28 protein-coding genes are annotated in these 25,155 nt (G+C 48.9%); all 28 read left to right on the forward strand.

Annotated elements, in window-relative coordinates; translation table 11 throughout:
• Position 1 precedes the first annotated feature (1 nt).
• The 28 genes from fliI to OXB_RS10525 all read left to right on the forward strand — a co-directional run bounded on the left by fliI (position 2) and on the right by OXB_RS10525 (position 25,152).
• On the forward strand, positions 2 to 1,333 hold the full coding sequence (fliI, locus tag OXB_RS10390; RefSeq protein WP_041074059.1) for a flagellar protein export ATPase FliI: 1,332 nt from the start codon (positions 2 to 4) through the stop codon (positions 1,331 to 1,333).
• Positions 1,330 to 1,782, forward strand: coding sequence for a flagellar export protein FliJ (gene fliJ / locus OXB_RS10395; RefSeq protein ID WP_041074061.1), 453 nt, complete (start codon positions 1,330 to 1,332; stop codon positions 1,780 to 1,782). The genes fliI and fliJ overlap by 4 nt, the downstream gene beginning before the upstream one ends.
• Before the next feature lies 1 nt (position 1,783).
• On the forward strand, positions 1,784 to 2,407 hold the full coding sequence (locus tag OXB_RS10400) for a MotE family protein (protein ID WP_041074063.1): 624 nt from the start codon (positions 1,784 to 1,786) through the stop codon (positions 2,405 to 2,407).
• Positions 2,408 to 2,428: 21 nt separating this feature from the next.
• Positions 2,429 to 3,919: a flagellar hook-length control protein FliK gene (locus OXB_RS10405; RefSeq protein ID WP_041074066.1), complete on the forward strand. Its 1,491-nt coding sequence runs from the start codon at positions 2,429 to 2,431 to the stop codon at positions 3,917 to 3,919.
• 2 nt (positions 3,920 to 3,921) lie between these two features.
• Positions 3,922 to 4,581, forward strand: a complete 660-nt coding sequence (gene flgD, locus OXB_RS10410) for a flagellar hook assembly protein FlgD (RefSeq protein WP_041074068.1) — start codon at positions 3,922 to 3,924, stop codon at positions 4,579 to 4,581.
• Positions 4,582 to 4,599: 18 nt separating this feature from the next.
• Positions 4,600 to 4,980: a TIGR02530 family flagellar biosynthesis protein gene (locus OXB_RS10415; protein WP_041074070.1), complete on the forward strand. Its 381-nt coding sequence runs from the start codon at positions 4,600 to 4,602 to the stop codon at positions 4,978 to 4,980.
• A 91-nt stretch (positions 4,981 to 5,071) separates the two neighbouring features.
• Positions 5,072 to 5,893 (forward strand): flagellar basal body rod protein FlgG, encoded by an 822-nt coding sequence (gene flgG, locus OXB_RS10420; RefSeq protein ID WP_041074072.1) that lies wholly within the window; start codon positions 5,072 to 5,074, stop codon positions 5,891 to 5,893.
• A gap of 416 nt (positions 5,894 to 6,309) precedes the next feature.
• Positions 6,310 to 6,531 carry a flagellar FlbD family protein gene (locus tag OXB_RS10425; protein ID WP_041074074.1) on the forward strand — a complete coding sequence of 74 codons (222 nt, stop codon included), beginning with the start codon at positions 6,310 to 6,312 and terminating at the stop codon, positions 6,529 to 6,531.
• Positions 6,521 to 6,946 (forward strand): flagellar basal body-associated protein FliL, encoded by a 426-nt coding sequence (fliL, locus tag OXB_RS10430; protein ID WP_041074076.1) that lies wholly within the window; start codon positions 6,521 to 6,523, stop codon positions 6,944 to 6,946. The genes OXB_RS10425 and fliL overlap by 11 nt, the downstream gene beginning before the upstream one ends.
• Positions 6,947 to 6,982: 36 nt before the next feature.
• Entirely contained in the window at positions 6,983 to 7,981 is a 999-nt protein-coding gene (gene fliM, locus OXB_RS10435) for a flagellar motor switch protein FliM (protein WP_041074078.1), read from the forward strand.
• Positions 7,974 to 9,188, forward strand: coding sequence for a flagellar motor switch phosphatase FliY (fliY, locus tag OXB_RS10440; RefSeq protein WP_052484189.1), 1,215 nt, complete (start codon positions 7,974 to 7,976; stop codon positions 9,186 to 9,188). The genes fliM and fliY overlap by 8 nt, the downstream gene beginning before the upstream one ends.
• A 19-nt stretch (positions 9,189 to 9,207) precedes the next feature.
• Positions 9,208 to 9,570 (forward strand): response regulator, encoded by a 363-nt coding sequence (locus OXB_RS10445; RefSeq protein WP_041074083.1) that lies wholly within the window; start codon positions 9,208 to 9,210, stop codon positions 9,568 to 9,570.
• A gap of 7 nt (positions 9,571 to 9,577) precedes the next feature.
• Positions 9,578 to 10,270: a flagellar biosynthetic protein FliO gene (locus OXB_RS10450; protein WP_084212443.1), complete on the forward strand. Its 693-nt coding sequence runs from the start codon at positions 9,578 to 9,580 to the stop codon at positions 10,268 to 10,270.
• Positions 10,263 to 10,928 carry a flagellar type III secretion system pore protein FliP gene (gene fliP / locus OXB_RS10455; RefSeq protein WP_041074084.1) on the forward strand — a complete coding sequence of 222 codons (666 nt, stop codon included), beginning with the start codon at positions 10,263 to 10,265 and terminating at the stop codon, positions 10,926 to 10,928. Before OXB_RS10450 ends, fliP begins: the two co-directional genes overlap by 8 nt.
• Positions 10,929 to 10,968: 40 nt before the next feature.
• On the forward strand, positions 10,969 to 11,238 hold the full coding sequence (gene fliQ, locus OXB_RS10460; RefSeq protein ID WP_041074086.1) for a flagellar biosynthesis protein FliQ: 270 nt from the start codon (positions 10,969 to 10,971) through the stop codon (positions 11,236 to 11,238).
• 4 nt (positions 11,239 to 11,242) lie between these two features.
• Complete coding sequence (gene fliR / locus OXB_RS10465) at positions 11,243 to 12,019, forward strand: flagellar biosynthetic protein FliR (RefSeq protein ID WP_041074088.1); 777 nt, start codon at positions 11,243 to 11,245, stop codon at positions 12,017 to 12,019.
• Positions 12,020 to 12,023: 4 nt separating this feature from the next.
• The gene (flhB, locus tag OXB_RS10470; RefSeq protein ID WP_041076634.1) at positions 12,024 to 13,106 is read left to right on the forward strand and encodes a flagellar biosynthesis protein FlhB; all 1,083 of its coding nucleotides are present in this window, start codon (positions 12,024 to 12,026) and stop codon (positions 13,104 to 13,106) included.
• A 484-nt stretch (positions 13,107 to 13,590) separates the two neighbouring features.
• Complete coding sequence (locus OXB_RS10475; protein ID WP_052483823.1) at positions 13,591 to 15,105, forward strand: IS5 family transposase; 1,515 nt, start codon at positions 13,591 to 13,593, stop codon at positions 15,103 to 15,105.
• Between the two features lie 45 nt (positions 15,106 to 15,150).
• Positions 15,151 to 17,181, forward strand: a complete 2,031-nt coding sequence (gene flhA, locus OXB_RS10480; RefSeq protein ID WP_041074090.1) for a flagellar biosynthesis protein FlhA — start codon at positions 15,151 to 15,153, stop codon at positions 17,179 to 17,181.
• A complete protein-coding gene (gene flhF, locus OXB_RS10485; RefSeq protein WP_041074092.1) occupies positions 17,181 to 18,296 on the forward strand; it encodes a flagellar biosynthesis protein FlhF in 1,116 nt (371 codons plus the stop codon). The genes flhA and flhF overlap by 1 nt, the downstream gene beginning before the upstream one ends.
• Positions 18,289 to 19,155 (forward strand): MinD/ParA family protein, encoded by an 867-nt coding sequence (locus OXB_RS10490; protein WP_041074094.1) that lies wholly within the window; start codon positions 18,289 to 18,291, stop codon positions 19,153 to 19,155. The genes flhF and OXB_RS10490 overlap by 8 nt, the downstream gene beginning before the upstream one ends.
• A 25-nt stretch (positions 19,156 to 19,180) precedes the next feature.
• Complete coding sequence (locus OXB_RS10495; protein ID WP_331711258.1) at positions 19,181 to 20,299, forward strand: protein-glutamate methylesterase/protein-glutamine glutaminase; 1,119 nt, start codon at positions 19,181 to 19,183, stop codon at positions 20,297 to 20,299.
• A gap of 13 nt (positions 20,300 to 20,312) precedes the next feature.
• The gene (locus OXB_RS10500) at positions 20,313 to 22,367 is read left to right on the forward strand and encodes a chemotaxis protein CheA (RefSeq protein ID WP_041074097.1); all 2,055 of its coding nucleotides are present in this window, start codon (positions 20,313 to 20,315) and stop codon (positions 22,365 to 22,367) included.
• An 18-nt stretch (positions 22,368 to 22,385) separates the two neighbouring features.
• Positions 22,386 to 22,853 (forward strand): chemotaxis protein CheW, encoded by a 468-nt coding sequence (locus OXB_RS10505; RefSeq protein ID WP_041074099.1) that lies wholly within the window; start codon positions 22,386 to 22,388, stop codon positions 22,851 to 22,853.
• Entirely contained in the window at positions 22,843 to 23,475 is a 633-nt protein-coding gene (locus OXB_RS10510) for a chemotaxis protein CheC (RefSeq protein ID WP_041074101.1), read from the forward strand. Before OXB_RS10505 ends, OXB_RS10510 begins: the two co-directional genes overlap by 11 nt.
• Before the next feature lies 1 nt (position 23,476).
• The gene (locus OXB_RS10515; RefSeq protein WP_041074103.1) at positions 23,477 to 23,971 is read left to right on the forward strand and encodes a chemotaxis protein CheD; all 495 of its coding nucleotides are present in this window, start codon (positions 23,477 to 23,479) and stop codon (positions 23,969 to 23,971) included.
• A gap of 99 nt (positions 23,972 to 24,070) precedes the next feature.
• Entirely contained in the window at positions 24,071 to 24,853 is a 783-nt protein-coding gene (locus tag OXB_RS10520) for a FliA/WhiG family RNA polymerase sigma factor (protein ID WP_041074105.1), read from the forward strand.
• The gene (locus OXB_RS10525; RefSeq protein ID WP_041074107.1) at positions 24,850 to 25,152 is read left to right on the forward strand and encodes a hypothetical protein; all 303 of its coding nucleotides are present in this window, start codon (positions 24,850 to 24,852) and stop codon (positions 25,150 to 25,152) included. Before OXB_RS10520 ends, OXB_RS10525 begins: the two co-directional genes overlap by 4 nt.
• The last annotated feature ends 3 nt before the right edge of the window (positions 25,153 to 25,155 follow it).

Genomic DNA, 25,155 nt, shown 5'->3' on the forward strand with positions numbered 1-25,155 from the left:
GATGAAAAAGGCGGAACAGTTAACCGAGTTCATTCCGAAGGTGAAAACTTTCAAAAAGTTTGGGCGGGTCATCCGTGTCGTCGGGCTGATGATCGAATCGCAAGGCCCGGAAAGCTCGATCGGCGATGTATGCCGGATCCACTTGAACCGTGCAGGAGCCAAAGATGCCGTCATTTTAGCGGAAGTGGTCGGTTTCAGGGAAGAGATTGTCATTTTGATGCCATACACGGACATTCGTGACATCTCAAGCGGTTGTCTTGTGGAAGGTTCCGGAAAGCCGCTTGAAGTGAAAGTGGGTATGAACCTCGTCGGGCAAGTTTTGGACTCGATGGGCAGGCCGATCGACGGCCACCCCTTGCCGAAGGGGTTGACATCCGTACGCACCGAGCACGATCCGCCAAACGCTTTGACCCGGCCGCCGATCAATGACAAGCTGGCAGTCGGCGTGAAAGCGATCGATGCGATGCTGACTGTCGGAAACGGCCAGAGGGTCGGAATTTTCGCCGGCTCGGGGGTCGGAAAAAGTACGCTGCTTGGCATGATCGCGCGCAACACGACCGCTGACCTGAACGTCATCGCTCTAATTGGGGAGCGGGGTCGGGAGGTCCGGGAATTCATTGACCGCGACTTAGGTCCGGAGGGGATGAAGCGGACGATTGTCGTGGCGGCGACATCCGACCAACCGGCGCTCATGCGTATCAAAGGCGCCTTCACCGCAACAGCCATCGCCGAATATTTTCGCGATAAAGGCATGAACGTCATGCTGATGATGGACTCCGTCACCCGGGTTGCCATGGCCCAGCGGGAAATCGGATTGGCTGTCGGGGAACCGCCCGCAACACGCGGCTATACGCCATCCGTTTTCTCCATACTGCCAAAACTGCTGGAGAGGACCGGGACAAATGAACAGGGAGCCATTACAGCGTTCTATACCGTGCTCGTCGACGGCGATGATATGAATGAGCCGATCGCGGATGCGGTGCGTGGGATCTTGGACGGCCATATCGTGCTGGACCGGACATTGGCGAATAAAGGGCAATACCCGGCCATCAATGTCCTGAAAAGTGTCAGCCGGCTCATGAACCATATCGCCAGTCACGAGCATGTCCAGTCCGCGGAAAAATTGAGGGAACTCTACTATACGTATAATAAATCGGAAGACTTGATCAACATCGGCGCCTACAAGCGAGGCACTTCCAAAGAGATTGACCAAGCGATCGACTATGAGCCGCTCATCACCGGCTTTCTGAAACAGAGCTATAAAGATAATATTTCAATGGAAGAAAGCATTGAAGAACTGATTGCACTTGCATCGGGAGGCGGTAAACCGTGAGACCGTATCAGTACCGTTTTGAAAAGGTACTAACCTACCGGGAACAGCAAAAGAACGAGACGGAAAGTGCCTATAAAGAATCGGTCCGGCAGTTCGAGCAAGTGGCGACAAAGTTATATGAACTGCTGAAAAAGAAAGAGAACGTCGTCGAGGAGCAGCAGGAAAAAATGATGACCGGCTTCTCCATCGACAAGATGCATCATTATGCCCGTTTCATCGAAAGCATGGAAAATAAGATCGCTTCGATGCAGCAGGAAGTCGTCCAAGCTCGAGTCAAGATGAATTGGTATGAAGAGAAACTTCTCGAGAAGACGCTCGAAGTCCGGAAGTTCGAGAAAATGAAGGAAAAGGATCGGGAACATTATCGCGCCGAGATGGAGCATTTGGAAGCGATGCAGCTCGATGAATTATCGACGCTGAAGTACTGCAAAAAGGAAAACGGGTGGTAACGTGGCGAAAAGAAAGAAAGAGACAACTGGATTATCCGGAGGCAGCCCGGAGAAGAAAACGGGGATCTTCCAAGTCCTGTTACTGTGGTTTATCATACCTCTCCTATTTGCGGCAGCGGTAGTCCTGATCATCGCAAAATTCGCGGATGTCAACGTCTTCGACAAGGCAAAAGAGTGGTCTGCGCAAATCCCCTTGATCAGTAAGGATGCGGAGGATGAAGAGGCGGCAGACGGTGACCAGTTGCTGGAAGACCGCGTCGTCTCTCTCCAAGCGGAAATCCAGGAGAAGGAAGCACAGCTCTTCAGCTTGCAAGAAGATCTCGATAAATCCAACACGGAAAAAGAACAATTAGTAGCGGAGCAGGAAAAGCTGTTAGATGAAATTGCGGCTTTGGTACGTGAGAAAGACGACACAAAACGCAGTTTCAAAGAAGTCGTTTCAACCTTTGAGAAGATGTCCGCCAAAGCGGCAGCGCCGGTCATAACAAAAATGAGCGATGCGGAAGCAATTCGCATTCTAACTAGCTTGAAACCTGATACACTTGCACCGATATTAGAAAAGATGGAGCCGGCGGATGCTGCAAAATATACATCCATGATGACGGACTCCACAATGGAAGAGTGATGGATAAAAGTGGTATAATATATGTCGAAAGGTGGTGAAAAGGTGAACATAAGCGTAATCCAAACGATGGCAAGTATGAATGTAGGCAATACCCCGCAAGTTGGAAAGTCAGTCGGTACAGCCGCAAGTGGCACCGCAAATTCATTCGGTTCCGTATTCGGCAGCTTGGCAGCAAATACTCCGGTGGCCGTACCCCCCGTTCCTACTCAATCTGGAAATCAGATTCCGGATGAAGCAGTCTTAGCAATCTTCAATGCCACATCAGTAGAGGCGTTGGGACAGGCTTTGCAGGCAGTTGTGGGGTATGGCGGGAATAAAGATGGAGAAACGGTACTTCCACAAGTCATCAGTGCTGAAACGCAGAAGAATATCGATCCGATAATACTTAATCCAGAAATGACAATCGATGTACCGGTTGCAGAATCGGAAACGAATCAGAAGCCATTGATGACTGCTGAAGAATTAATCCCTTTCATCCAGCACAGCAGCTTGAGCGATATCGCAGAAGCAATTGGCATTCAATCCGAACAATTCGTCGAGAACCTGCAAGCTTTATTAAAAAAGGCGAATATCAGTGAGACGGAGCTCGAAAAATTGAGTTCAGAGACCGGGGATTTATGGCAAATGATCAACATTGTCGACAAAGTGGCGCCACAGTTCTTTGAGCAATTATCCGACGCACTTAGTGGAAAAGGAGAAATTCCGAAACAGCAGGCAGTCGAACTGCTGGCTATGCTGAAAGCCGTCACATTACTTGCTCCAAAAACGGATTTAATCCTAAAGCAGGAACAACAACTATTTTCACTTGAAAATTATCTGAATTTGGCCGGCGAACGTTTCGAAAATGTTCTAAATTCGAATACAACTAATAAGAATAGCATGGTACAATTAGTCGATGGCAGACAGGGATTCCGATTTAATCCCACAACGACAACGAACCAACCGATGACGGACAGTGGGAATGAAGACTCGAATGCCGGACAATCGGATGTGAGAAAAGAATCAGCCCAGTCAGCAATCAGCAATGGCCATGCACCATTGGCCGCAAAAGGAGAGTTCAAGATCACCGAGCTGACGAATAGCGGTACCAATCGCAGCGAGACTTTGCTCCGAGAAATGCAGGCGATCATGAAAAGAGCGAACTTCGGCCAGGTCGGCGGGACGAATCGCCTACTTATTAAGCTGTATCCGGAGCATCTGGGACAGGTCCGGATTGAATTGTTGGAAACGAACGGCATCATGACTGCACGGATTCTAGCATCAACTGCGCTAGGAAAAGAGATGCTCGATAGTCAGCAAGCCCAATTACGACAAGCATTCGCCCAGCAGAATATCCAATTGGATCGACTTGATATATCACAGACAATCCAGGAATCCAACCGGGGGGAACGTGACCAGAACGCGTTCAACGGACAGTTCAAACGAGAGCAGCAACAGTCGGAGGAGCAACAACAGCAATCCGGCGAAGATGAGATGTCATTCCAGGAATTCATGATTGAACTGGAGGTATAGAAATGGCAACAATCGATGGACAATCACCGATTACAAGTGAGATGTATTTAATCAATAAAAAGCGGGATGAAAGACAAACGGGCCAAGGGACGCTCGGGAAAGATGACTTCATGAAACTGCTCATCGCCCAATTGCAAAACCAGGATCCTACCAATCCCATGAAAGATAATGAGTTTATCGCGCAAATGGCACAGTTCTCTGCGCTGGAACAAACTATGAACCTAACGAAAGCTTTCGAGAAATTTGCAGAAGCGCAAAACCAATCACAGTTGATCCAATATAGCCAATTTGTTGGCAAAGGTGTTAAATGGCATGAAATTACAGAAGAGACAGGCGAAGATGGCAAACCGGTCATCAATGAAGGCAATGGAACCATTGCATCTATAAAATTCGTCAACGGCTCGCCAATCTTCACAATGCAGGACGGCAAGGAGTTGACACCTGGCAATATTTCCGAAATCCTATCCAGCTCCTCGGGCGGCTCATCGAACAGTTTAGTGGAAGCGAGCATGCTCATCGGCAAAAAAGTCGGGTATATGGATGGAAACGAAGAAATGACAGGGACCGTCACTTCCGTATCCAATAAGGAAGGAAAACTTCAATATATCCTGGAAGACGGGACACGTATTGACGAGAACAGCTTTACATCCATCAGCCAATAAGGAAACAGGAGTGATCGTATGGATAAATTGAACATCCATCGCATTCCATCGCAACCGCTCATCCGCCACGGAAAACCGATGCAACCAGTCCAAAGCCCGAAGCAATCGTTCCTCGAACATTTGAACGAAGCGGTGCAGCCGGCTGAATTGAAAATCAGCAAGCATGCAACCGAACGTTTGAATGAACGGAACATCCACATCACGGATGCCGAATGGGCGCACATCACAGACAAGGTCAACGAGGCAAAACGGAAGGGAATCAAAGAATCGCTCGTCTTGATGGACCAAGCCGCACTCATCGTCAGTGCCAAAAACTCTACCGTCATCACAGCGATGGATCGCATGGAAGCGAAAGACCAACTATTCACCAACATCGACGGCACAATTGTGCTCAGTTAATCAAAATGGCAGGACCTCCGAATGAGGATGCCATCGTATGGCCGACTGATTGAGGCTATACATTTTATAATCCGAGAGGGGAAAAACAAACATGCTACGCTCAATGTACTCAGGAATCTCAGGTTTGAAAAACTTCCAAACAAAATTAGATGTCATCGGGAACAATATTGCGAATGTTAATACTTATGGGTTTAAAAAGGGTAGAACAATTTTTAAAGATCTATATTCGCAAACTGTAGCGGGTGCCTCTGCAGGCACGGAAAATAGAGGCGGAGTAAACCCTAAACAAGTCGGATTGGGAGCGCAATTGGCATCAATTGATACAATCCATACTGCCGGTTCTACACAATTTACAGGAAATACATTGGACCTTGCTATTGAAGGGGACGGTTACTTTAGAGTTCAAGACGGCGAGGATGAGGATGACGCACTATTCACTAGAGCTGGGAACTTTTATTTGGTAGAGGATCCTGATGATGACTCGCAGGCAATTATAGTTGATGGAGATGGTAGATTCTTACTTGACACAGAGGGTGAAATGATTATTGTACCACTAAACGCTACTAATTTATCTGTCGGACAAAATGGTGCAGTTAACTATGTAGCGGCAGGCGAGTTAAATGAAGACCCTCAAATTATTTCATTGGTCAAGTTTAACAACCCTGGAGGACTTGAGAAAGTTGGCGGCAACTTATATAGAGTATCAGCTAACTCAGGCGAGCCATTAATTGGTGACCCGCTAGGAGAAGATGGACACGGCGCCATCAAATCTGGTTCCCTAGAAATGTCCAACGTCGACCTAGCTGAAGAATTCACCGAAATGATCGTCGCACAACGTGGTTTCCAAGCGAACACTCGTATTATCACAACTTCGGATGAAATCCTGCAGGAACTAGTAAACTTGAAACGTTGATTTAACGTTCTCCTAGGGTGCCAGGTTCTCACACAATTTGCGGTTTTTGAATTGTGAGAGAACCTGGCAGCCCGTGATAGGATTCCGTACCCGGGATGCCAGGTACAGCCACAATTCGCACAGACCGCAAATGGTGTCTGTAGCCAGGCACCCTGGAGAGTTCCGGTAGCATGTGCAAGCACTACTCACGTGAGCTTAATAGGAAACTAGGATTGGAGCGGAAGGCGGCGACTCCTGCGGGAAAAGCGTGAGCCTTGAGACCCCGCAGGAGCGTTAGCGACGAGGAGGCTCAAGCCACGCCCGCGGAAAGCGTCCGCCTGAAGCGGAAATCTGGTGATAGAAGTTCCATCCCTATACCATACAAGTACCACCCAAAAAGGAGGGTCGGGCCGGCTCTTGTGCCCGGCCCCTTACATATGATTCAAGTGACACGCCTCAACGGCACGACGTTCACATTGAACGCATTGTACATAGAAAAGGTCGAGACGTTTCCGGATACGACCATCACCCTGACGACGGGGGCCAAATACGTCGTCCTCGATACGGCTGCAGACGTCAACAGCCGGATCATCGAATTTTATAGAGCGGTCCAGCTGTTGTCGAATCCGCATATCCGAGGTGACCAAGATGAAGAATAAAGTGTTGACCATATCTCTTATCATTCTAGTTTGTATAACGTTGATCGGTGTGGTGGCTCTCATTCTCGTCATGCAATTGAAAGACGACGGAATTAAAAAAGAGCCGACCATCGATGAAATTATCGAAGCTTCCGTCGATGTTCCCGAGATCACAACCAATCTGGGAGGCCGGCAATTCATCCGCATTTCGTTGAAAATCCAGACGGACAATAAAAAAGCTGCGGAAGAATTGACGAAACGTGAATTCCAAGTGAAGAACCTCGTCATCCAGGAACTGTCCGAGATGACTTCGCAAGATTTGGAAGGAAAAGCAGGGAAACGGACCTTTGAAGATGCGTTGAAATCCCAGCTGAATCCGCTTATGCAGGAAGGCGAAGTGCAAAAAGTGTATATCACTTCGTATATCATTCAATAACGTTGTGCCCTGACACTACAACCGGGAGGTGGCCATATGTCCGGGGATATTTTATCCCAAAATGAGATTGACGCGCTGTTGTCCGCGTTGTCTACAGGGGAAATGTCAGCAGAAGAGATGAAGAAAGAAGAAGAGACCCGGAAGGTCAAGGTGTATGATTTCAAACGCGCCCTCCGGTTTTCGAAAGACCAGATCCGCAGCTTGACGCGGATCCATGAAAATTTTGCCCGCTTGCTGACGACATACTTTTCGGCCCAACTGCGGACGTATATTCAGATTACTGTCGCTTCCGCCGATCAGATCCCATTCGAAGAGTTCATTCGCTCCATCCCGAATATGACGTTGATCAATATCTTCGAGGTTCCGCCGCTTGACGGCAATATCCTAATGGAAGTGAACCCGAATATCGCGTATTCGATGTTGGAACGCCTGATGGGCGGCGTCGGCGAGAGTCCCGGAAAAGGGGAAAATCTGACCGAGATCGAGACGAAGATTATGACGAACCTGTTTGAACGATCATTTGATAATTACCGGGAAGCCTGGTCAAGCATCATTGATATGGATCCATTCCTCGCTGACATGGAAATGAATCCGCAATTCTTGCAAATGATTTCACCGAACGAAACCGTCGTTGTCATTTCATTCAATATCGTTATCGGAGAATCTAGCGGGATGATCAATATTTGTATTCCGCATGTCGTCTTGGAACCGATTGTGCCGAATCTGTCCGTCCGCTACTGGATGCAATCCAATATTAAAGAACCGACACAGGAACAGAGCGAAAAACTGCAATACCGTTTGAAACGGGCTCCGTTGCCGGTCGTCGCGGAATTGGGGAGAGGCCAAATGACGATTGAAGAATTCCTTTATCTCCAAGCCGGTGATGTCATATCACTTGACCGGAAAATTGATGAACCGCTCATCGTAAAAGTCGGCGATCTGCCGAAATTCAAAGCCCAGCCGGGACATTTCAAAAACCGGATGGCGATTCAAATTATTGAGACCATGACTGGAGGGGACGAAGATGATGAGTGATAATATCCTTTCACAGGAAGAAATCGAAGCGCTGTTGCGTGGAGAGCCGATACAAAGTGAAGCGGATGCTGCCCCGTCCCCTGATCGTATCGAAACATCCGATTATTTGGATGAGATGGAGCAGGATGCTTTAGGGGAAATAGGGAATATCTCCTTCGGCAGCTCCGCCACTGCTTTGTCCGCATTGCTTGGACAAAAAGTGGACATCACGACACCGACCATCAGTGTCGTAGCGCGCGATAATTTGGATGATGAATTCATCCATCCGTACGTCGCGATCAAAGTCGAATATACAGCTGGACTGAGCGGAGTCAATCTGCTTGTTATCAAACAAAGTGACGCCGCGATTATTGCAGACCTCATGCTTGGCGGAGATGGCCTGAATCCGGATGAATCTCTCGGTGAAATCCACTTGAGTGCCGTCCAGGAAGCGATGAACCAGATGATGGGTTCTGCGGCGACGTCGATGTCGACCGTGTTCAATAAGAAAGTCGATATTTCGCCTCCGTCCATTGATTTAATGGACATTCAATTGGAAAAAGGGACTGAAAATATCCCACAGGAAGATTTGTTGATCAAAGTCTCCTTCACCTTAAAAGTGGGTGACTTGATCGACTCGAACATTATGCAACTCCTTCCGTTGCCATTCGGAAAGAGTTTGGTCGCCTCGCTCGTAGGCGGGGAAGCCGAGGAGGAAACGGCTGCGGTTGCCGAAATGGCACCGCCGCCAGCACCGCCTGCTCCACCAACGGCACCACAACAACAGGCACCGCCTCCTAATCAGGAGCCTTTCCCATCAGCACCTGGATCTGGACAAGCACCGCCACAACAGCCGGCATACGATCCGTCGTTCGCGCAAGCGCCGCCGATGCGCCAACAGCCGCCAGTCCATGTACAACAGGCCCAGTTTGCCAGTTTTGACAGTCCTTCCTTGAGCCAAGGAGAGTCCAATAACTTGAACATGTTGCTGGATATCCCTTTGCAAGTGACAGTAGAACTGGGACGGACGAAGCGCTCGGTCAAAGATATTTTGGAAATGTCGAGCGGTTCGATCATTGAGCTCGATAAACTGGCCGGTGAACCGGTGGATATTCTAGTGAACAATCGCCATATTGCCAGAGGGGAAGTCGTTGTCATCGACGAAAACTTCGGCGTGCGGATTACGGATATTTTAAGTCAAGCGGAACGTTTGAATAACTTACGATAAATAGCGGGGGGAAACGAGAATGAGTAAACGCATTTTAATTGTGGATGATGCAGCTTTCATGAGAATGATGATCAAAGATATCTTGACGAAAAACAATTTCGAAGTAGTCGGGGAAGCGGCTGACGGAGCGCAGGCAGTGGAAAAATATATGGATCTGAAGCCTGATCTAGTGACGATGGATATTACGATGCCTGAGATGGACGGCATTGCCGCATTGAAAGCGATCAAAGAGAAAGACCCATCAGCAACGATCATCATGTGTTCCGCGATGGGGCAACAAGCGATGGTCATCGATGCCATCCAAGCGGGGGCGAAAGATTTCATCGTCAAGCCTTTCCAAGCGGATCGGGTTGTCGAAGCCATTCAAAAAGCATTAGGTTAATGGGTGTATGAAATCGATGTTAGTTCGAAAATTAGGGTTCGCCATTTTCCTAGTCGCCACTTTGATGGCTTCTTTCCCCGCCGTTCTCATTCATGCTGAAACGGATCCGAATACGACCGTTTCAGATTATTTTGATCCAGACTCCGGGGAAGAGCAACAAGTGGATATGAATAATGAAGAGCCAGCTGCCGACCGTACGGAAGACGGGGCAGCTGTCCGTTTATCTGCGTGGGAATACATAAAAACCTTTTTTGCCCTGTTACTTGTTGTTGGCTTACTGTTCGCCCTGTTAAAATTCATGAATCGGAAAAACCGGATGTACGATAAAACGAGATTGATGAAAAATCTTGGAGGCATTTCCCTGGGACAGCAGAAATCGATCCAGCTCGTCGTAGTCGGAGAATCCTATTACCTAATCGGCGTCGGAGAGGATATCCGCTTGCTCAAAGAAATCACCGATCCCGATGAGATCGAGCACCTGATTGCATTTTACGAGGCTGGGACGAACGATGCCGCTTCAGGCATTCTCCAAAACATATTGGACAAAGTGGCTGGTAAGAAGCCGGCTGAACCAGAACAAGGATCTGTGGTCGAAGCCGATTTCAGTGACCAGTTCAAAGCAAGATTGGATGAAATGAAAGAAGAAAGGAAACGGCAGATTCGCCGGTTGACAGAAAAGGAGCGTCCTCCAGATGTATAATTTCGTACAGTTCTTTTCGGACAGTGATCCGACGAACGTTTCTACATCCATCAAATTGATGCTTCTGTTGACAGTCCTTTCTCTGGCACCTGCCATCCTGATCCTGATGACATCTTTTGCTCGGATTGTCATTGTCCTATCCTTCGTCCGGACCGCACTCGCGACCCAGCAGATGCCGCCGAACCAAGTACTGGTCGGGTTGGCCCTGTTCTTGACGTTTTTCATCATGGCGCCGACATTCCAAGAAGTGAATGAAACGGCTTTGTCGCCATTATTCGCTGAAGAAATCACGCTGGAAGAGGCGTATGAAAACGCCAGCCTTCCTTTCAAGCAATTCATGAGCCAGCATACACGTCAGAAGGACTTGGAATTATTTTTACGTTATAACGAGGCGGAACGGCCGGAGAGCTTGGAAGATATTCCATTAACTATGCTTGTTCCGGCGTTCGCATTAAGTGAACTAAAAACGGCGTTCCAAATGGGCTTCATGATTTTCATTCCGTTCCTTGTCATTGATATGATCGTGGCAAGTATTCTCATGTCGATGGGGATGATGATGTTGCCGCCTGTCATGATTTCCTTGCCGTTTAAAATATTGCTGTTCGTATTAGTCGATGGTTGGTATTTGATCATCAAATCGTTGCTGCAAGGGTTTTAGCTAGAGTTCGATAGTATCTAAGAGATAGGAGAGATCGGAAATGTCGGGAGAATTGGTCATCGCAATTGCAGAACGCGCTATTTGGGTCATCCTCCTCACTTCCGGGCCTCTTCTGGTCGTAGCGCTCGTAACCGGACTTGCTGTCAGTATTTTCCAGGCGACGACCCAGATCCAGGAGCAGACGTTGGCCTTTGTTCCGAAAATCGTCGCAGTGCTTGTCGGCATCGTGTTTTTCGGTCCGTGGATGTTATCCCATGTGACGACATTCGCAGCGGACATCTTTGATAATCTAGTACGGTATATCGGGTGATTGAATGGATGAACTAGTACCTTCAATTGCCACTTATCTGCTTGTTTTGACACGTGTCACCGCATTTTTCGTCACGCTTCCACTATTTTCGTATCGTGCCATCCCGACGACGCAGCGGATCATCTTCGGTGCATTGCTTGCTTGGACGCTCGTCTACACGGTCGATGTGCCGGGATTGGAAATTGACGGGACGTATTTGTTGTTGGTCATCAAGGAAGCGATGGTCGGCTTGTTTATCGGTATCATTGCTTACATCATCATGGCTGCTATCCAGATTGCCGGGGGCTTCATTGATTTTCAGATGGGTTTTGCCATCGCGAACGTCATTGATCCGCAGACGGGTGCGCAATCTCCGCTCCTCGGTCAATTTTTCAACGCGCTTGCCATTTTATTATTGCTTGCTTTGAACGGCCATCATATGTTGCTGGACGGGATTTTCTACAGTTACCGCTTTTTGCCGATCGACCAATTATGGCCTGCCTTCGGCGATGGTCGGACAGCGGAATATGTCGTCAAGACTTTTGCCGCATCGTTTGCCATTGCGTTCCAGATGGCCATCCCGATTGTCGCTACGTTATTCCTCGTCGATCTCGCCTTGGGGATCACCGCTAGGACTGTCCCGCAATTGAATATTTTCGTTGTCGGGTTTCCTATTAAAATCGGTGTCAGTTTCCTCGTCCTATTCGTCATGATGAATGTCATGGTGGCGGTGATGAAAAAACTCTTTGACATGATGATTGTCAGCATGCGGGATTTGATGGTCATTTTAGGGGGTGGCTGAATTGATGTTACGACTTGATCTCCAGTTTTTTGCAGGAGAGAAGACAGAAAAGGCCACTCCGAAAAAGCGGCAGGACTCTCGGAAGAAAGGGCAAGTTTTAAAAAGTCAGGACGTTACGAGTGCGATTGTCCTCCTCTCCGTGTTCCTTTTCCTGTTTTTCGCGGCAGGATTCATGAGGGACCGCTTTTTCATGTTTTTCGACAAAGCGTTCATTGAGTACGTCCCCTTACATCAGTCGCTGGATATCGATCGGACGATGTTGATATATATCGAGATTGTGAAAGAGATGGCCATCATCCTTCTACCTGTCATGCTGATCGCGGTTGTCGCCGGTGTCGTGGGGAACTTGATCCAATTCGGAATCTTGTTCACTGCGGAACCGTTGAAGTTTGATTTGAAGAAAATCGATCCGATCAAGGGTTTCAAACGGATCTTCTCCGTCCGGGCCCTTGTCGAATTAATGAAATCCATCTTGAAAATTTCGTTTATCGGTTCTGTCACGACCATAATCCTCCTCACGAATTTGAATAAAGTATTGGATCTGGCATTCAAGCATCCGTGGTACACGATGGCGACGGTTGGACAAATTGCTGCCATCATGGGGATTGCCGCTTCGTTCGTGTTACTGTTCATCGCAATCCTCGATTTTCTTTATCAGAAATACGATTACGAAAAGAATTTGCGGATGTCGAAGCAGGACATTAAAGATGAACATAAGAACATGGAAGGGGATCCGCTTATCAAATCCCGGATTAAGCAGCGTCAACGGGAAATGGCGATGCGGCGGATGATGCAGGAAGTTCCCCATGCTGATGTCGTCATTACGAACCCGACCCACTATGCCATTGCCCTGAAATATGAAGATGGGGAGATGGACGCCCCGGTCGTCGTTGCGAAAGGCGTCGACTTCGTGGCGCAGAAGATCAAGATGATCGCCAAGGAACATGATGTGGTCATGGTGGAGAATCGTCCGCTGGCCAGGTCATTGTATGACGACGTCGAACTCGGCGGCCGGATTCCCGAGTCGTTGTTTAAAGCGGTCGCGGAAGTTTTGGCGTATGTATACCGGATTCAGCGGAAGATTTAGTTTCTATATAAAACGAACTTAAGAAATGGACGAAAGCAACAACCCGTTGCTTTCCGTTCCAGGCGGACGCTTTCCGCGGGGCGCGGGTGAGCCAATCGAACAGCGAAGGGTTCGATTTGCCGTATTTCTGCGCACTTTGCAGAAATTAAGGCATCCTACATTTCCCAACTACATGTTTTAGGGGAACAAAGGCTGCTGCCAAACGCTTCGCTTTTTGGCGCAAAAGCCGTTCTCCGTAACGGCTTTTCCTGCGGGGTCTCACCATTCGCGCTTCACCCCGCAGGAGTCGCCGCCTTCCACTCCAAGCAACTCGAGTTAACAAGGGCGAATCATTTGTTCGTTCTATATATATTTAATTTTTTAATTAGAGATTGCTGAACAACTTATAATCCCATATAAATAAAGGGTTTGACGCCTTTTTTGTCGAAACAGGTGCATACCGAAAAAATAAAACTCACTAATACACTGCACAGGAGGACATGTCATGTATGAACACAACGCCAAACAAATGATCCTGCCACACGAATTCTTTTTGCCGTTCGGAGGGCACTTGAACCCGGATAACCGTTGGGTTCGCATGGCTTCTGTCATTCCTTGGGCCGACCTGGAGGAAGCGTATCTCGAGTCACTCGGCGACCCCAATCAGGGGAGTAAGGCGTACACCGTGCAGCTTGCACTTGGAGCGCTGATCATCAAGGAACGTCTCCGATTGAGTGATGGAGAAACCGTAGAAGCGATTACTGAAAACCCCTATATGCAATATTTCATCGGGCTTCCCGCTTTTCAGGAAACCCCGCCGTTCCATGCCTCTTCACTGACCCATTTCCGGAAGCGTTTTAACGCGGATCTGGTGAATCAAGTGAACGAATCCATCACAGCGGCACATCGGAAACCGGCGAACCCCAAGGATTCGGATGGTCCGGATGACGATGAGCCGAGGGGCGGGAGCGGAAGCCCGGCAGCGAAACCGGAGGCCCGGCGTCCCGAAGAATCAGCCCCCATCTACAAACAAGGAAAACTACTGATCGATGCCACCTGCGCCCCTTCCGATATTGCGTATCCGACGGATATCGGTCTCTTGAATCAGGCAAGGGAAAAGCTCGAAACGATGATTGATCGGTTGCATGCGAAACGGGGCCATGGGTCCAAAAAACCGCGTACCTACCGCCGGAAAGCCCGGAAGGAATACCTTGCCTTGTCCAAGCAGCGAAAACCCGGCTACGAAAAGATCCAGGCTTGCCTGAAGGGACAGCTTTCCTATGTTCGTCGAGATTTGAAGCACGTGGAAGATCTTGCGAATGAAGTCGGGCTCGACAGGCTGACACGGGCACAGTACAAAGACCTGCTGGTCATCCAGGAGCTGTTCCGTCAGCAAACCATCCTGTTCGAGGGCGATACTCATTCCATCCAGGACCGCGTAGTCAGCATTGCGCAGCCGTATATCCGTCCGATTGTCCGGGGAAAAGCGAAAGCATCCGTCGAATTCGGCGCAAAACTCTCTGTCAGTCTGGTCGATGGGTATGCGTATCTTGAGACGCTGCAATGGGACGCCTACAATGAAGGAACCCTATTGAAAGACGCTATCCTGGCGTACAAGGAACGGTTCGGCCACTATCCGGAAGCCGTCCTGGCGGATACCATCTACAGAACCCGGGACAACCGGAAGTTCTGTCAAGAACTCGGAATTCGGTTGAGCGGTCCGAAACTCGGCAGGCCCGCCAAAGACCAGCATGTACGTGCAGAACAGAAGAAGTTGGAGAAACAGGACCACGGCGAGCGCAACGCCATCGAAGGGAAATTCGGCGAAGGCAAACGCGCATACGGGCTGGGTCTTATTCGAACACGCCTGCAAACCACAAGCGAGACGACGATTGCCCTCCAGCTGGTCATCATGAACCTCGAAAAGATCCTCCGGGATACTTTTTTGTCGTTTTTCCTACATTCAATCGAAAAATCGGAACGTTTATTTTCCAAGAAACTTATCCTTAAGGTAGCTTGATGAGGGTTGTTCAGTAATCCCTAATTAACGGAAAGTAGGGATGACATGCGGTTCAGAGATATAGGTGTACTCGGGGCGGTCATTATGATCGTTGCGATGCTTGTCATCCCGCTACCCCCTTGGCTTCTCAGCTTTTTGATCATCATCAACATCACCCTTGCGCTGCTCGTATTGTTGACGTCCATGAATATGCAGGAAGCGCTGCAGTTTTCCATATTCCCGTCATTGCTCCTCTTATTGACGTTGTTCCGTCTTGGATTGAACGTTTCCACGACGAGGGCGATTCTGAGCAACGGGGACGCGGGTGGCGTCGTTGAGACGTTCGGGACATTCGTTACAGGCGGCAATGTCATTGTCGGTCTCGTCGTCTTCGTTATCCTCATCATCATCCAGTTTATCGTCATTACAAAAGGGGCGGAGCGGGTGTCGGAAGTTGCGGCCCGATTCACTCTCGATGCAATGCCGGGGAAACAGATGAGTATTGATGCGGATTTGAATGCCGGCATGATTTCCGAAACGGAAGCCCGGATGCGCCGTGAAAAAGTTAGTAATGAGGCGGATTTCTACGGGGCAATGGATGGGGCGACGAAGTTCGTTAAAGGGGATGCCATCGCGGGGATCATCATCGTCATCATCAACCTTCTTGTCGGGATGATCATCGGGGTTGCCCAGATGGGACTTCCCTTCGCAGAAGCCGCGACGCTCTTTTCCCAATTGACGGTCGGTGACGGGATCGTTTCCCAAGTGCCAGCACTCTTAATTTCAACTGCCACGGGTATTGTCGTGACGCGTGCGGCTTCGGAAGGGAATTTGGGAAGCGATATTACAAACCAGCTTCTTGGTCAGCCGAAATTATTATATATTGCTGCGGGCACCGTATTCCTACTTGGGTTAGCCACGCCGATCAATGACATTCTGACAGTGCCGATCGCCGCTGCATTGGCGGCAGGTGCATTCTTCATGTCCCGCAAAGTGGAAGAGGATCCAGAGGAACTGTTGGAAATGGAAGAAGATGTGGAGACGGAAGGGTTGAAAAGCCCTGAAAATGTCGTCAATCTGTTGAACGTCGATCCGATTGAGTTTGAGTTCGGTTATGGTCTCATTCCGCTAGTCGACGCGACGCAGGGCGGTGACTTGCTTGACCGGGTTGTTATGATTCGTCGTCAATTGGCGGTCGAGCTTGGCTTGGTCATACCAGTGGTCCGGATTCGGGACAATATCCAGCTGCAACCGAATGAGTATCGCATCAAGATTAAGGGAAATGAAATGGCAAGAGGGGAGCTTCTCCTCGATCATTATCTTGCTATGAGTCCGGGTGGCGATGATTCGGTAGAAGGAATCGATACGGTCGAGCCATCGTTCGGCCTTCCGGCAAAATGGATTACTGAAGAAGTGAAGGAAGAGGCTGAAATTCTCGGGTATACAGTTGTCGATCCGCCAAGTGTCGTTTCGACCCATTTGACTGAAGTGATCCGCGCCAACGCGGCGGATTTGCTCGGACGCCAGGAAACGAAGCAGCTGATCGACCACGTGCGCGAAACGTATCCGATCCTTGTGGACGAGCTGACACCGACGCCGTTGTCAATCGGGGAGATACAGAAGGTTCTCGCGAAGTTGCTGAGCGAAAATGTATCCATCCGGAATTTGCCGATCATTTTCGAGACACTCGCCGACTATTCGAAATATACGTCCGATGTCGACTTATTGACGGAATATGCACGGCAATCGCTGGCCAGGCAAATTACGGCCCAATTTGCATCTACCGGGGACTCATTGAAAGTATTGACGGTTTCAGGCAAGGTGGAAAAGCTGATTGCCGACAATATCCAGCAGACGGAGCAAGGCAATTATCTATCGATCGATCCGCAGCATTCCCAAGAGATTTTGGAATCCGTTGCGAGGGAAGTGGAGCGAGTCGCATTGTTGGATCAATCGCCGGTCATCCTTTGTTCTCCGGCGGTCCGGATGTACTTGCGGCAGATTACGGGAAGATATTTTCCTCAAATTCCGATTTTGTCATACAATGAACTGGAAGCTTCCATAGAAGTCCAGAGTGTCGGGGTGGTGGACATTTGATGAAAATGAAAAAATACAGTGCCGAAACGATGGTGGAGGCCATGAAGAAAGTCCGTAATGATTTCGGAGACGATGCGATCATTCTCAGTTCGAATGTCGTGAAGACGAAAGGCTTCCTCGGACTTTTCAAAAAGACGACCGTCGAGGTGGTCGCGGGTTTTGACGAACCGGCAAGCCCTTCTCCGGAGCGGCTTCCGGATCTTCCTGTCCAGATCAACGAGGGAAAAGAGGATAAAACCGCACAGGAATTGAAGAAAGAAATGAATGAAATGAAAAAAATGCTGCATGCGATGCAACAATCCACAGTCCATTCCCAATTGCCGGATGAGCTGAAACCGCTACTCTCCCACTTGGAGAGCCAGGGGCTGGCGCAAGGACTGGTCGCACGCCTAGGGGAACAGCTATTTAGCCGGATGAAAGCGGAAAAGAAAGACTTCACTTTTGATGAACAAATAGGCTTTATCAAGAAACAATTGGAACAGGACTTGGAAGGCTTGCCGTTCGGCGGCATTTCATTTGATAAAAAGTATATTAACGTGCTTGGACCCACAGGTGTCGGCAAAACGACGACTATCGCAAAAATTGCTGCGCGGGCACTGCTTGAGAAAAAGAGGAAAATCGGTTTCATTACGACAGATACATACCGGATTGCGGCCATTGAACAGTTGAGGACGTATGCCAATCTCCTGCAGGCACCGGTTGAAATTGCATATAACAGCGAGGATTTCGAGGCAGCGCTTGAGAAATTACGGGACCGGGATCTTATTTTCATTGACACGGCAGGGCGCAACTACAAAGATTCGAAGTTTGTAGATGATTTGAAGCGGCTGATCAATTTCACGCTGGATATGGAATCCTTCCTCGTCCTTTCCATGACTTCAAAGGAAGAGGATATGAAAGTCATCGTGGAACAATTCAACTCATTTCCCATCGAGAAGTTCATTTTCACTAAAGTGGATGAGACGGGCTCGATCGGTTCCATGTTCAATTTGATGCTGGAACACCGGATCGGGACTGCCTATATAACGGACGGACAAGAAGTTCCGGAAGATATAGCGGAGGCCGACAGGGAAAAGCTGATCGCCTTGCTGCTGGAGGGGGCTGCCCATGCGTGATCAGGCCGAGTCGCTGCGAATGAAAATGCTTAAATCCCAAGGAGAACTGGCACGCTCCGTCGCCATCGTCAGCGGGAAAGGAGGAGTCGGTAAATCCAATTTCTCCACGAATTTCGCCTACGCCTTAACGACGAAAGGAAAAAAAGTGATCATCGTCGATATGGATATCGGAATGGGCAACGTCCATATTTTGCTCGGCACCTCCCCCGCATATAATTTAAAGGACTATTTAATTGGGAAAAAGCGTTTGGACGAAGTCATGAATGAAGTGCCTGAAGGGTTGACTTTCATATCCGGCGGGTCCGGCATGGATTCTGTCATGGAGTGGTCGGAGCAGATGTTTGTCCGTCTTCTGAAAGCGTTCGAATATTTACAGAAGGAATACGATGTCATCCTGTTCGACATGGGGGCGGGCGCAACACAGCGCTCCATCGAGTTGCTGCTATCCGTCGATGAAATCATCGTCATCTCGACGACTGAACCGACATCCATTACAGATGCGTATTCCATGATGAAATTCATCTCCTTAAAGGATCCCGAGAAATCGTTCCATATTGTCAGCAACCGTGTCGGCAAAGGAGAGGATGGAACGGAAACGACATCCCGGCTCCAGTTTGCCATGCGGAAATTCTTACAAGTGGAGACGAAAGTGTTAGGCTATTTACCGGAAGATCCGCTTGTCCATAAAGCGGTCGTTGCCCAGAAGCCGTTCCTGTTGCTCTATCCGAACGCCCCGGTTTCCAGGCGGATGAAGTTGATTGCGGATGCATTCGCCGATCCGCAGATAGCCATGGATTCCCGGAAAGGGGAGGGCTTCCTCAATAAATTGAGAAAGATGTTTACGAAGGGAAGTGGATGATCTGGATACCGGCAATTGTAAAAGAGTGCTAGTAGTAGATGATTCGGCATTTATGCGAAAACTCATATCGGACTACCTTTCGGAACACCCTGCCATGGAAGTTGTCGGAACTGCGCGGAACGGGAAAATGGCGATTGAAAAAGTGAAGGAACTGAAACCGGATGTCGTCACCATGGATATCGAAATGCCGGTTATGAATGGGTTGGACGCTTTGAAAACCATCATGGCTACTAATCCTGTCCCCGTTGTCATGTTATCGAGCACGACAAAACTCGGTGCCGAGAATACGATGCTGGCAATGGAATATGGAGCCGTCGATTTTGTCGCTAAACCGGGTGGTGCCATTTCCTTGAATCTTCATGAAGTGAAGGAGGAAATCTTACGTAAGGTGGCTGCGGCATCTGGCGTTCAAATTGGACAGTTGACTCGGAAACTTTCGGTTAAGACCTCTCCCCAAGCCCCTATTTTTGAATTCAATAAACCGTCTCGGTTGCTAGAAGAGACCAGTATGTCGGTCTTCCACAACAAACCGGCACATATTTTACAAAATAGATTTTCCAAATTCGAGAAGACATTTGTTATAATAGGTACATCGACAGGGGGACCTCGTGCCCTGCAAGAGGTGCTGACCCGTTTGCCGGCTTCGTTCGGCTATCCGATTTTGATTGTCCAACATATGCCGCCGGGGTTTACGAAATCATTGGCGGAACGGTTGGACGGGCTAAGTGAAATAACGGTGAAAGAGGCGGAAGATGGTGAGTTGATCACCGATGGAGTGGCGTATATCGCTCCGGGCGGAAAGCATTTGAAGTTCAATAAGCAAGGCGCTCAGTATTTTATAAGTCTAGATGATGGCGAACCTCCACGAAAAGGCCATCGTCCTTCCGTTGATGTTTTGCTGGAATCGGCGGCAGCACATGAAGAGTTGAACTATTTGACAGTCATCATGACCGGGATGGGATATGACGGGAAATTAGGAATGGAACGTCTCCGGAAAAATGGCAAAACGGTAACAATATCGGAATCGGAAAAAACAGCAGTCGTCTATGGAATGCCGCGGGCTATAGAAGAAGCGGACTTGGCGGATCAAGTGGTGGATTTACAAGAGATTCCGGATTCGATAATGGAAATTCTAAAGTCTTAAGGGGGGCGTAACGATGGATACGAATCAGTATTTGGAAATGTTCATCGAAGAAAGCAGAGAGCATCTGCAAGCGTGTAACGAGCATTTATTGGAACTGGAGCAAAATCCGCAAGATCTGGGGATCGTCAATGAGATTTTCCGCTCGGCCCATACGTTGAAAGGCATGTCAGCCACGATGGGGTACGAAGATATCGCAGATTTGACACATAAGATGGAAAATGTCCTCGATGCGATTCGAAATGCGAAAATCCGGGTGACGACTGAAATACTCGATGTCGTTTTCCAGGCCGTCGACTATTTGGAGGAGATGGTATTGGACATTTCTTCCGGCGGATCAGGCAAGAAGGACGTCAGTGATTTGGTACGTTCTTTGAACAGCATCGAGTCGGGCGGCGGAGTCAGCGCACCGGTAGCAGCCGAAACGGCTGCTGCGGTCGTTGAGGAAGAAAGTGCCGGCACCGGAGACGTTTCACTGAGCTATGACGATTTTGAAATGACAGTTATCGGCCAATCATTCGAACAAGGTTTCAGTGCGTATGAGATTTCGATTCGGTTGCGCGAGGACTGCCTACTGAAAGCAGCGCGGGTATTCATGGTGTTCGAAATCCTGGAAAAAGCAGGGGAAATCATTAAATCCGTTCCAAGCGTCGAAAAGCTGGAGAACGAGGAATTCGATGAACAATTCATCGTCGCCCTCCTGACAAAAGAACAAGCGAGTGATTTGGAAGCGAAAGTGATGAAGGTGTCGGAAGTCGAATCAGTGACAGTCAATGCCATCACACAGGAATATTTGATCCATGATAGGCGGGAAAAAGAAGAGAGTGCTGTGAAAGCGGCGGCGGAACAGCCGAAAGAAGTTGCGGTCGTCGAGAAGCAAGTCGTGGAGAAGAGCAAACGCTCGAACTCATCCCAGCATGCCAATAAAACAATCCGGGTCAACATCGATCGGCTCGATATCTTGATGAATTTATTTGAAGAATTGGTCATTGACCGGGGGAGACTGCAGTCCATTGCAAGTGAGCTGCATAATCCGGAATTGACGGAAACGACGGAACGGATGACCCGCATTTCCGGCGATCTTCAAAACATTATATTGAATATGCGGATGATCCCGGTTGAAACGGTGTTCAATCGGTTCCCGAAAATGGTCAGGCAGCTAGCCCGCGAATTGAATAAGAAAATTACATTGGAAATTGTCGGAGCGGAGACCGAGCTGGACCGGACCGTTATCGATGAAATTGGGGATCCTCTTGTGCACTTGATCCGCAATGCACTCGATCACGGGATTGAAAGCCCGGAAGAGCGTATTGCAAAAGGAAAGCCGGAAACGGGAACAGTGACATTGCGCGCTTACCATTCCGGCAACCACGTGTTCATCGAGCTGGAGGATGACGGAGCGGGAGTCAATCGGCAACGGGTGTTGGCCAAAGCCATTTCGAACGGCTTAGTCAATGAAGAGATGGCGGAATCGATGACCGATCGTCAAGTGGCCGAACTTATTTTGGCTTCGGGATTCTCCACGGCAGAGAAGATTTCCGACGTCTCCGGCCGGGGGGTCGGGTTGGATGTCGTCAAGAATACGATTGAATCGCTGGGCGGTCATATTTCCATCGAGTCGAAAGAAGGGCAAGGTTCTTTATTCCAAGTACAATTGCCTCTGACATTGTCGATCATTTCCGTCATGCTTGTTGAAATCGATAAGGAAGTTTATGCAATTCCTCTTTCCTCGATCATTGAGACGGCGATTATCCAAACGACGGATATTATGAATGCCCATAATCAGAAAGTCATTGATTTCCGAGGCAACATCGTACCGCTGGTCAATTTGAAGGAGATTTTTGAAATACCGGATAACGAGTTGGCTTCGGACGGATTCCAATCGGTCGTCATCGTACGCAAAGGGGAGAAGCTGGCGGGCTTGGTAGTCGATTCTTTCATTGGCCAGCAGGAGATCGTCTTGAAATCGCTCGGGAATTATTTGCAAAGCGTCTTTGCGATTTCCGGTGCGACGATTCTTGGAAATGGACAGGTTGCATTGATCGTGGATTGCAACTCATTGATCAAATAGGCGGGGGAGTGCATAAGCATGGTTGAACTGCAAGAGCAAAAAGAAATGAAAGTGATCGTATTCCAATTGATGGACAAGGAATATGCAATCGGGGTAGATGTCGTCCAATCCATCGAGAAGCTGCTCTCCATCACCCGGGTGCCGAAGACGCCTTCTTACGTCAAAGGGGTAATCAACCTTCGTGGAGTCGTCACGCCGATCGTCGATTTACGGGATCGTTTCGGATTGGACTTAAAGGAAATGGATGATAGTACACGAATCATCATCGTGTCATTGGAGGAGTTCGAAGTCGGCCTCATTGTGGACGCGGCGAATGATGTTCTGGACATTCCGCTTCAATCCATCGAGCCGCAGCCCGAGGTGGTTGGCACGATCGAATCCGAATTTATTTCCGGCGTAGCGAAAGTGGACAAGCGGCTTCTCGTCATGTTGAATCTGGATAAAGTGCTCGAACCGATTAAAAGGGTGTCAACGGATGAACGTTGATAATCAGATTACCGATCTGCATTTGGACGTTCTGAAAGAGATTGGTAATATCGGGGCGGCTCACGCGGCCACTTCCATGTCCCAACTGCTGGGGCGCAAGATCGATATGCATGTGCCGAATGTGGCTCTTGTGTCGTTTGATGAAATGTTTGACTTGGCGGGCGGTTCCGAGGAAATCGTAGCGGGCATTTTCTTGCGGATCGAGGGCGATTTATCGGGAAGCATGTTTTTCGTCCTCCCGCTCGACTCGGCAAACCGATTCATCCGGCGATTGATCGGAGATGAGGAATTCGATTTCAATTCGTTTCCAATTAATGAGATGGGGATTTCGGCCATGCAGGAAATCGGCAATATCTTGTCGGGTTCCTATCTTTCCGCTCTGTCCGACTTCACCGGCCTGAAGATCTACCCGACCGTTCCTTCGCTAAGCGTGGATATGGTGGGGGCTATCGTCAGTTTTGGGCTGATCGAAGTTTCCCATTACAGCGATGAAGTGATCGTCATTGATACACAGATGATGGAAGAGGGGGCAGGCGAGAAAGCGGTTGTGGATGGCCACTTTTTCTTATTGCCGGACCCGTCGTCCTACATAACCATTTTCCGTTCGTTAGGTGTGCTGTGAGATGAAAGTCTTGAATCAGGTCGTTCGCGTCGGGATAGCGGACATGAATATCGTGGCGGAGCCGGACACGATCCGGACATCCGGCCTCGGTTCATGTGTCGGTGTCGTATTATATGATGAAAAGAAGAAGATCGCAGGCTTGCTTCACGTCATGCTGCCGGATTCGAGCCTTGGCAAATCCGATAAGATCAATGTCGCCAAGTTTGCGGATACGGGTGTTTATTCCTTGATGGAGATGCTGAAGCAAGCGGGCGCCCGTCCATTGTCCTTGAAGGCGAAAATTGCGGGTGGATCGCAAATGTTCCAATTCGGTTCAAGCGATACGATCCGCATCGGCCCTCGGAATGTGGAAGCGGTTAAAAAAGAATTGAAGCGATTATCCATTCCCCTAATTGCAGAAGATACGGGCGGTTCCAGCGGGCGGACAATCGAATTCGATCCTTCGACTTCAAAATTGCAAGTGCGGACAGTCAACGCAGATACAAAGGAAATTTGAAATGAAGGGCGGCTGATCGGCTCAGTCGCCCTTTTTCGTGCTTCTTTGCTATAATATGAAATAATTATGACAGAATCATCATCGAAAGTGAGGGATTCAATGTCAAAGCAGGATTTGACGGAGGAAGCGGCATATTGGGATCTGTGGATCAAGGAACGCGATCCGGATGCGGGTGATATGCTTGTTCGAAAATACCTCCCACTCGTGACATACCATGTTCAGCGGATCAGCTCCGGGTTGCCGCGCAACGTCTCCCGGGACGATATTATGAGTCTTGGAATGAACGGACTGTTTGATGCGCTGACCAAATTCGATCCGAGCAGGGATCTGAAGTTCGATACATACGCTTCGTTCCGGGTCCGCGGGTCGATCATTGACGGACTGCGCAAGGAAGATTGGCTTCCCCGCTCATCGCGGGAAAAATCGAAAAAGCTGGAAGAGGAAATTTCGAAGTTGGAACAGAAGCTTCAACGCCATGCGACCGCTGAGGAAATCGCCGAACATGTCGGAATGCCCGTGGAGGAAGTCTATCAGACGGTGCATGAACATTATTTCTCGAATGTCCTTTCCATCGATGAAAAGATCAATGACGAGGATGAGGATAACCAGAAATCGTTCGTCTTGAAAGATGAGAGATCCAAAACGCCTGAAGAAACGACGATGATGTCCGAATTGATCGGTGACCTTGCAGCGAAAATCAAAGAATTGAATCGAAATGAACAACTTGTCCTGAACCTGTTTTATACAGAGGAAATGACTTTGACAGAGATCGGGGAAATCCTGAACCTATCAACATCCCGGATATCTCAAATTCATTCCAAGGCACTTTTCAAGTTGCGTAAATTATTGACGCCTGAAATTGTCGATGGAGGGATCCTATGAGTTTAAAAGGAATCGAACTGCAAATTGCCATTCCGAAAACGTTTGAAGCGGGCAGAGTCGCTGAACAGAAACAGCAGCAATCCCAATTGAATCAGGACTTGGCGAATGCGCAGACGGAAAAGCAGGCAGTGAAAAACCGGGAGACTGTCCTCGAGACCGAGAAATACGCCAAGCTTGACAAGGATGGGGACCACCAACAGGAAAACCCATCGGAGAATAAAGGGCACGGCCAACAACAAGAAGAGGAGAAGAAGGCGGTGCACCCGTACAAGGGGGCATTCGTGGACTTTACAGGGTAAACA

The sequence above is a fragment of the Bacillus sp. OxB-1 genome (assembly GCF_000829195.1).
Taxonomy (GTDB): Bacteria; Bacillota; Bacilli; order Bacillales_A; family Planococcaceae; genus Sporosarcina.

What these genes read in the sequence shown, in the direction of transcription:
- fliI (WP_041074059.1), top strand. Translation starts at nt 2, where the DNA reads ATGAAAAAGGCGGAACAGTTAACCGAGTTCATTCCGAAGGTGAAAACT.
- OXB_RS10405 (WP_041074066.1), top strand. Translation starts at nt 2,429, where the DNA reads ATGTCGAAAGGTGGTGAAAAGGTGAACATAAGCGTAATCCAAACGATG.
- flgD (WP_041074068.1), top strand. Translation starts at nt 3,922, where the DNA reads ATGGCAACAATCGATGGACAATCACCGATTACAAGTGAGATGTATTTA.
- OXB_RS10415 (WP_041074070.1), top strand. Translation starts at nt 4,600, where the DNA reads ATGGATAAATTGAACATCCATCGCATTCCATCGCAACCGCTCATCCGC.
- flgG (WP_041074072.1), top strand. Translation starts at nt 5,072, where the DNA reads ATGCTACGCTCAATGTACTCAGGAATCTCAGGTTTGAAAAACTTCCAA.
- OXB_RS10425 (WP_041074074.1), top strand. Translation starts at nt 6,310, where the DNA reads ATGATTCAAGTGACACGCCTCAACGGCACGACGTTCACATTGAACGCA.
- fliL (WP_041074076.1), top strand. Translation starts at nt 6,521, where the DNA reads ATGAAGAATAAAGTGTTGACCATATCTCTTATCATTCTAGTTTGTATA.
- fliM (WP_041074078.1), top strand. Translation starts at nt 6,983, where the DNA reads ATGTCCGGGGATATTTTATCCCAAAATGAGATTGACGCGCTGTTGTCC.
- fliY (WP_052484189.1), top strand. Translation starts at nt 7,974, where the DNA reads ATGAGTGATAATATCCTTTCACAGGAAGAAATCGAAGCGCTGTTGCGT.
- OXB_RS10445 (WP_041074083.1), top strand. Translation starts at nt 9,208, where the DNA reads ATGAGTAAACGCATTTTAATTGTGGATGATGCAGCTTTCATGAGAATG.
- OXB_RS10450 (WP_084212443.1), top strand. Translation starts at nt 9,578, where the DNA reads ATGAAATCGATGTTAGTTCGAAAATTAGGGTTCGCCATTTTCCTAGTC.
- fliP (WP_041074084.1), top strand. Translation starts at nt 10,263, where the DNA reads ATGTATAATTTCGTACAGTTCTTTTCGGACAGTGATCCGACGAACGTT.
- fliQ (WP_041074086.1), top strand. Translation starts at nt 10,969, where the DNA reads ATGTCGGGAGAATTGGTCATCGCAATTGCAGAACGCGCTATTTGGGTC.
- fliR (WP_041074088.1), top strand. Translation starts at nt 11,243, where the DNA reads ATGGATGAACTAGTACCTTCAATTGCCACTTATCTGCTTGTTTTGACA.
- flhB (WP_041076634.1), top strand. Translation starts at nt 12,024, where the DNA reads ATGTTACGACTTGATCTCCAGTTTTTTGCAGGAGAGAAGACAGAAAAG.
- OXB_RS10475 (WP_052483823.1), top strand. Translation starts at nt 13,591, where the DNA reads ATGTATGAACACAACGCCAAACAAATGATCCTGCCACACGAATTCTTT.
- flhA (WP_041074090.1), top strand. Translation starts at nt 15,151, where the DNA reads ATGCGGTTCAGAGATATAGGTGTACTCGGGGCGGTCATTATGATCGTT.
- flhF (WP_041074092.1), top strand. Translation starts at nt 17,181, where the DNA reads ATGAAAATGAAAAAATACAGTGCCGAAACGATGGTGGAGGCCATGAAG.
- OXB_RS10490 (WP_041074094.1), top strand. Translation starts at nt 18,289, where the DNA reads ATGCGTGATCAGGCCGAGTCGCTGCGAATGAAAATGCTTAAATCCCAA.
- OXB_RS10500 (WP_041074097.1), top strand. Translation starts at nt 20,313, where the DNA reads ATGGATACGAATCAGTATTTGGAAATGTTCATCGAAGAAAGCAGAGAG.
- OXB_RS10505 (WP_041074099.1), top strand. Translation starts at nt 22,386, where the DNA reads ATGGTTGAACTGCAAGAGCAAAAAGAAATGAAAGTGATCGTATTCCAA.
- OXB_RS10510 (WP_041074101.1), top strand. Translation starts at nt 22,843, where the DNA reads ATGAACGTTGATAATCAGATTACCGATCTGCATTTGGACGTTCTGAAA.
- OXB_RS10515 (WP_041074103.1), top strand. Translation starts at nt 23,477, where the DNA reads ATGAAAGTCTTGAATCAGGTCGTTCGCGTCGGGATAGCGGACATGAAT.
- OXB_RS10520 (WP_041074105.1), top strand. Translation starts at nt 24,071, where the DNA reads ATGTCAAAGCAGGATTTGACGGAGGAAGCGGCATATTGGGATCTGTGG.
- OXB_RS10525 (WP_041074107.1), top strand. Translation starts at nt 24,850, where the DNA reads ATGAGTTTAAAAGGAATCGAACTGCAAATTGCCATTCCGAAAACGTTT.